This window comes from Sulfurimonas sp., assembly GCF_023229105.1.
In the GTDB taxonomy this organism is placed as follows: Bacteria; Campylobacterota; Campylobacteria; order Campylobacterales; family Sulfurimonadaceae; genus Sulfurimonas.
The window spans coordinates 1-2792 of record NZ_JALNZY010000130.1; the positions used below are offsets into that span (position 1 = coordinate 1).

Sequence of the window (2792 nt, forward strand, 5' to 3'; positions counted from 1 at the left end):
TAGCTCCCTCTCTTGGCTTAGGCTCATTATCTCTTGAAACATTCTTTTAATATCAGCCGAAGATGTCGTACTTTGTATATAGACTCCGCCTGTTTGTATCGCCAAATCCGCAATCTTTTCATTGAGTTTTGAGATGATTATCTCCTCTTTATATTTTACAAGGCTTCCATCTTTAAGCTTTATAGGTGCGCCTTTTTTTGTAGCTACGCCCAGTACAAAAACAACAATATTGTGTTTTTTTGCACGATTAATCTCCTGTGAAAAATCCTCCTTGTCTCCGCCGTCACTTAAGATAAGAAGATATTTTTTGCCCTGCTTCTTTTGTGTTTTACTCACAACATCTAAAATAGACAAGAAGTCCGTTCCCTTCTCTGTTATTGATGATGTATCAAGATTGCGAAGCAAAAAGGCTACTGCTTTAGTATCAAAACTAAGAGGAGACACAAGATAGGAATTTTTTGCAAATGCCGCTATACCGATGCGCTCGTTAAGCGCTTCTTCCAAAAGTGTAAGAAGTTTCTGCTTTGATGCTTCAAGCCTATTTGGGTAGATATCAGATGCCAACATGGAGTCGGAAATATCTAGGGCAATCATGATGTCGGCACTCTTTGCTTTTACCTCAACTAAGGCATCTTTTATGGCAGGCTGGGCAAGTGCGATTATCATAAAAAAGCTCATTAACAAAAAGAGCACATTTCTTGCCCTCTGCGTGAGCATATTTGAACGTACCTGAAGCTTCTTCATAACCTCTTGGCTGAAAAACGCTGCATGCTGCTCTTTTTGAGTAAAGAGCAGTCCAAAAAGAATAAACAGAGGAGGTAGCATGTAGTATAAAAATTCAGGATGTAAAAAGGTCATGCGCTTGCTCTTTTGTTTCTAAGATAGATGTATAGCATCAGGAAAATAAGCGAGAGAGTAAGGGGAAATTGATAGTAGTATTTTAAGCTTGTAAAGCTCTCGCTTCTTATTTCAGACTTCTCAAGCTCGTCTATTTTTTTATAAATCTCTTTTAACTCCTTTGCATTATAAGCGCTAAATGCGACTCCTCCGCTCTCGTTTGCTATTTGAATGAGCACCTCTTTATTAAACTCATGCGGCATTCCTATGCCTATTGGATAAACTTTAACTCCCTCTTTTTTTGCCATGTCTATTGCCACATCAAGCGGAATTTTGTCGATTTGAGACGTACTGTAACCATCTGTGAGCAAAATAGCTATCTTTGTCTTAGAACTTCCCATCTTTAAAAGGTTTACACCCTGCGCTAAAGATGTGTTGAGTGCCGTATATTTTCCCGCCATTTCTATCTGTAGCTGTGAGAGTATTTTATTTAAAATATCCGCATCATATGTCAGCGGGGAGGCTATAAAGGAGAATGTTCCAAATACGACCAGACCAATATTGTCATTTTTTCTCTCTTTTATAAACTCGCTAACAATCTCTTTTACAACATCAAATCTGCTAAGATGCTGATTCTGAGCATCAAAACCCTCCGCTTTCATCGACCCTGAGGCATCCAAGATAAGAGCTATCTCATACCCCTCTTTTGGTTCAAGTTCATAAGGCTCATCTTTTACGGGCGACATTAGAGCAAGTATCATTGTTATAACTCCTAGCCACTTTAAAATAAAGAGCGTTTTTGATGCCGAGATGCTACTCTTTAAATACTCCGAAGTGTGTGGAAAATAGATAGATGGAAGCTTCATCTTGCAAAATATTGCGCAAAAAATAAAAAGAATAATTAGAAGTGATATTATAGGAAATTCAAAATAGATTCCATCAAACATCAATCATCCCCCTATAGAGTTCTATATAGCCTAAAACTTCCTCGCTAAAGGCTCCAACCTCTTTTTTATACTTATACTCTTCTAAACGGTTTGTAAGGTTTTCATACATCTCTTGATGCCTTGGGCTGTCGTATTTAAAAGTCGCGCCAAGTGAAGTTATCTCATAAGCACTCGCTTTAGTATTGCCTAAATCAAGCGAAGATAAAAGCCTAAAGTGCTCTTTTCTCAGATTAAAAGCGTTGCGCTTTTGAAGCCACTTGTAGATAAGGTAGCCTATCCCGGCAACAAAAAGAGCGCCAAGGAGAGAAATCCCTAAAAAATAGTAGAGTGAATACTCCTGCACCTCAACTATAGGTTTTATATCATGCAGCGGAATATCGTAACTTTGCTCTTGTGCCATTATCTGCCCTCAAAAAGTCTGCGAAGCTCTACGCCTGCAATAGAGTCGGTGTATATTTTTGTAAACCTTATACCATCACCTCTTAGTGTATCAAAGAGTCTGTGGTCATGAGCGGCAACCCTCTGGCTATATGCTCTTACACTTGATGCATTAAAATCACCCTCTAGAGCTGCGCCACTCTGTGGATCGACAAGAGATGCAAAACCTATCACGGGCGGATTCTCCTCAAAATGGTCTCTTACTATGATAGAGAGCACCTCATGTTTTCTTGCTAAGAGCCTAAAATCAGGTATTTCAAAGTAATCACCAATTATCAAGATGAGCGATTTTCTTTTAAGTCTTTTAAAAAGCGTATCGGCGATTAGTTTAAAATCTACCTGCTTGTTTATGGCATCAAACTCTAAAATCTCCTCTACATTTTTATGAATTTGATGAAGTTTTTTGCTAGGTTTTGTATGTGAGATTATCTCATCCGTAAAAATATATGAACTTAATAAATCGCCATTTTTAAGAGTTGAGAATCCTAAAAGAGCCGCTATTTCAGCAATACTCTCCTGCTTAAATTTTTTAGAGCCAAAATGCACACTTCCGTTTAAAACAGAGAATAA

4 protein-coding genes are annotated in these 2792 nt (G+C 38.1%); all 4 read right to left on the reverse strand.

Features of this window, described 5'->3' with window-relative positions:
* Positions 1-858, reverse strand: an 858-nt coding sequence (locus tag M0Q17_RS11120; protein WP_295086847.1) for a VWA domain-containing protein, incomplete at its 3' end; no start/stop codon positions are given.
* The gene (locus tag M0Q17_RS11125) at positions 855-1784 is read right to left on the reverse strand and encodes a VWA domain-containing protein (protein ID WP_295086848.1); all 930 of its coding nucleotides are present in this window, start codon (positions 1782-1784) and stop codon (positions 855-857) included. The genes M0Q17_RS11125 and M0Q17_RS11120, both read right to left, overlap by 4 nt.
* Positions 1777-2184 carry a hypothetical protein gene (locus M0Q17_RS11130; RefSeq protein ID WP_295086850.1) on the reverse strand — a complete coding sequence of 136 codons (408 nt, stop codon included), beginning with the start codon at positions 2182-2184 and terminating at the stop codon, positions 1777-1779. Before M0Q17_RS11130 ends, M0Q17_RS11125 begins: the two co-directional genes overlap by 8 nt.
* Positions 2184-2792 (reverse strand): DUF58 domain-containing protein (locus M0Q17_RS11135; RefSeq protein ID WP_295086852.1); only part of this gene is annotated, 609 nt, incomplete at its 5' end. The genes M0Q17_RS11130 and M0Q17_RS11135, both read right to left, overlap by 1 nt.